Source organism: Stenotrophomonas sp. HMWF023 (assembly GCF_003060985.1).
GTDB classification, from domain to species: domain Bacteria; phylum Pseudomonadota; class Gammaproteobacteria; order Xanthomonadales; family Xanthomonadaceae; genus Stenotrophomonas; species Stenotrophomonas lactitubi.
The window spans coordinates 6,707-9,885 of sequence record NZ_QAIJ01000306.1 but is presented as its reverse complement, the minus strand read 5'-3'; the positions used below and the strand labels follow the sequence as shown (position 1 = coordinate 9,885).

The 3,179-nt window shown below is 67.4% G+C and carries 1 protein-coding gene, 2 pseudogenes and 1 riboswitch; all 3 genes and pseudogenes read left to right on the top strand.

Going from position 1 to position 3,179, the window contains the following annotated elements:
• Positions 1-256 (top strand): annotated as a pseudogene (locus tag DBR20_RS23445) (hypothetical protein); the annotation flags it as partial.
• A gap of 129 nt (positions 257-385) precedes the next feature.
• Complete coding sequence (locus DBR20_RS17895) at positions 386-1,513, top strand: phosphotransferase (RefSeq protein WP_108267379.1); 1,128 nt, start codon at positions 386-388, stop codon at positions 1,511-1,513.
• A gap of 155 nt (positions 1,514-1,668) precedes the next feature.
• Positions 1,669-1,764: riboswitch (TPP riboswitch) on the top strand.
• Positions 1,765-1,834: 70 nt separating this feature from the next.
• Positions 1,835-3,179: pseudogene (locus tag DBR20_RS23440) on the top strand (TonB-dependent receptor plug domain-containing protein); the annotation flags it as partial.

The window sequence follows — 3,179 nt, the reverse complement described above, 5'->3', positions numbered from 1 at the left end:
CTCCAACGGCGACCCGGCCGCCACCGTCGGCGGCGCGGTTGCCGGCGGCGCCATCGGCAACCTGACCACCTCCGACCGCCATGATCGCCGCTACGACGGGCGCTATGACCGCCGCTATGACCGTGGCTACGATCGCCGTTATGATCGTGGCTACAACCGCGGTTATGGCTACGACCGCCGCGATGACCGTCGCTGGCAGCGCGAGCGCCATGACAACCGTTACTACCACGACCGCGGCCGCCATCGCGGCTGGTAATCGCGCAGGCCGCAGGCCGCACATGATGTCCCTGACGGGCGGGTCGAAGACCCGCCCGTTTGCGTCTGTGGCGTCCATGGCGTTGAATGCGCAGCCTTGGATGTTCCTTTACTCACCAGCGGCCGTGGCATGACTTCTTCCCCCCATCGCGTGCAGGGCCTCAACAACGACGAGGTCGCCGCCGACTGGCCGGCGATCGACGCGCAGGAGATCACCTGGCTGCGTGGCCACTTTCCGCAGCTGGGCGCGGACAGCACGCTGCGCTGGCACAGCCCGCGTCCGTTGTCGGCCGCGGCCATCGTCGACGGCACGGGCGGTCCGCTCTTCACCAAGCGCCACCACCACAGTGTGCGCAGCGCGGGAAGCCTGGAAGAAGAACACCGTTTCATCGCACATCTGGCGGTTGCCGGCATGCCGGTGGTGCAGGTGCTGGCCAGCAACGACGGCCGCACCGCACTCGAACACGCCCAGTGGACCTACGAACTGCATGCGGTGGGCGCTGGCAAGGACCTGTATCGCGAGCTGCCGTCATGGTCACCGCTGACTGACATCGCCCAGGCTCACGAGGCAGGGCGCATGCTGGCCACGCTGCACCGCGCGGCGGCCAGCTACCACGCCCCGCAACGCAGTACCCATCTACTGGTGGCACGCGACGACCTGATCCGCGCCGATGACCCGATCGCCGCGCTGAAGGCCGACCTCGGCAACCGCCCCGGGTTGGCCCGCTACCTGGCGCGCATTCCCTGGGAAGAACAGCTGCGCCGCAACGTGCTGCCCTGGCACCACGGCCTGGCCGCGCGCCTGCATGACGAACCACGGCTATGGGCGCACAACGACTGGCACGTCTCCAACCTGCTGTGGAACGACGACGGCACGATTGCCACGGTGCTCGATTTCGGCCTGGCCTCGCCGACCAGCGCGCTGTTCGACCTGGCCACCGCGATCGAACGCAACGCGGTGGCCTGGCTGCAGCTGGAGCGCGGCACCGACGCGGTACGCATCGATATCGCCCTGGCCCTGCTGGACGGCTACCGGCAGGAATTACCGCTGTCGCCCCCGCGCGTGCATCTGCTGGCCGACCTGCTGCCGATGGTGCATTTCGACTTCGCTCTGTCCGAAGTGGAGTACTTCGAGGGCGTCACCGGTTCCACCGCGAATGCCGACGTCGCCTGGCAGCCGTTCATGCTCGGGCATCCGGTCTGGTTCGCCACGGCCCCCGGCCAGGCCCTGCTGGCGGCCCTGCACGCCGCCGCGTAAGCCGCGAGCCACCAGACACGCTGGGTACTCGGTAGGTCGACGCCATGCGTCGATGATGCGCTCGGCCTGGGTCAGATCCGTTTCCGATGGAAAGGGAGCTGACCCCGGCTGAAGGGCGGTAGCTCGCAAATCCGTACCATTTGTAGTGAAATGGTCACCTGAAGCGGGGGTGCCTGGATTTGCCAGGCTGAGAGAGTCCCTTGGAACCTGATCCGGTTTGCACCGGCGTAGGGAGCTTTGAGCCGCAGCCACACCCCCGTCATGGGCCGGTGCACCTGCGCGCCGTCGCTTCGTCTCCCTTGTTGTCTGAAGACGAATCGAATGAACCGCTGCCTGCGCCCTACCCTGCTCGCCCTTGCCCTCTGCGCTGCCCTGCCGCTGTACGCCAGCGAGGCAGGCGCCGACGCCGTTGATGCTCCGCCGTCCTCGCCCACCGAACTGGCGGCAGTGCGCGTGCAGGCCGGCAAGCCGGCCACCGACACCTCGCGCGTCAACGCATTCGGCGGCGGCTCCTGGAAGGACACCCCCGCCTCGGTCAACGTACTGGGCCGCGATTACCTCGATCGTCGCCAGGTGCGTTCGCTGTCCGAGCTGGCCAGCAATGACGCCTCGCTGGGCGATGCCTATGCGCCGGTGGGCTATTACCAGAACATCGCCATCCGCGGCTTCGCGCTGGATGCGGCCACCGGCTACCGCTTCAACGGCATGTCCATCGCCGGCGAACAGCGCTTGGCGTTGGAGAACATCCAGGAAGTGCAGATCCTGAAGGGCGAAGCCGGCTTGGCGGCTGGCGTGATGGCGCCGGGCGGCATCATCAACTACGTGGGCAAGCGCGCGGCCGAAGTACGCACGGTCACACTGGGCACCGATTCGGAGGGCTCGCGTTATGCCGCCGTGGATGTCGGCCACTGGCTGACGCCGCGCTTCGGCGTCCGCTTCAATGCCGCCTGGGATGCCAGTGATTCCTACGTCGAGCATGCCGACGGCCGCCGCAACTTCTATTCGCTGGCCACCGACTGGCTGATCGGCGAACACGGCAAGCTGGAAGTGGATGCCAACTACCAGACCAGCTCGCAGCGCTCGGTGTCCGGCTTCCAGCTGCTGGGCGCGCGCGACCTGCCGCGCGGCGTCGACCGCGAGCGCCTGCTCGGCTACCAGCCGTGGCAGCGGCCGGTGGACATCGCCAGCACCAACATCACCGCCCTGCACACCTACGACTTCAACGACGCCTGGCAGTCGCGGCTGTCGATCGGTCACAGCCGTTCGGTGATCGATGACAACGTCGCCTTCGCCTACGGCTGCTACTACACCGCAGGGTGCGCAGACGGCAGCGTGCCGGGCAACTATTTCGCCCCCAACGGCGACTACGACATCTACGACTACCGCAGCCCGGATGACACCCGCCGCAACCAGCAGGCGCGTGCCGAACTGCGTGGCAGCTTCGACACCGGCAGCGTCGGCCATCAGCTGAGCATCGGCGCGGACTACTTCCGCCGCACCGTCGACAAGCGCCCGAGCGTCAACGAGTACGTCGGCACCAGCAACATCCACGATGCGCAGGTACCGGTGTTCGAGCCCTCACCGAAAATGCCGGGTGCATCGGCACGACGCCTGGACAGCCGCCAGACCGCGTTCTTCGCGCTGGACCGGATGAGCTTCGGCGATG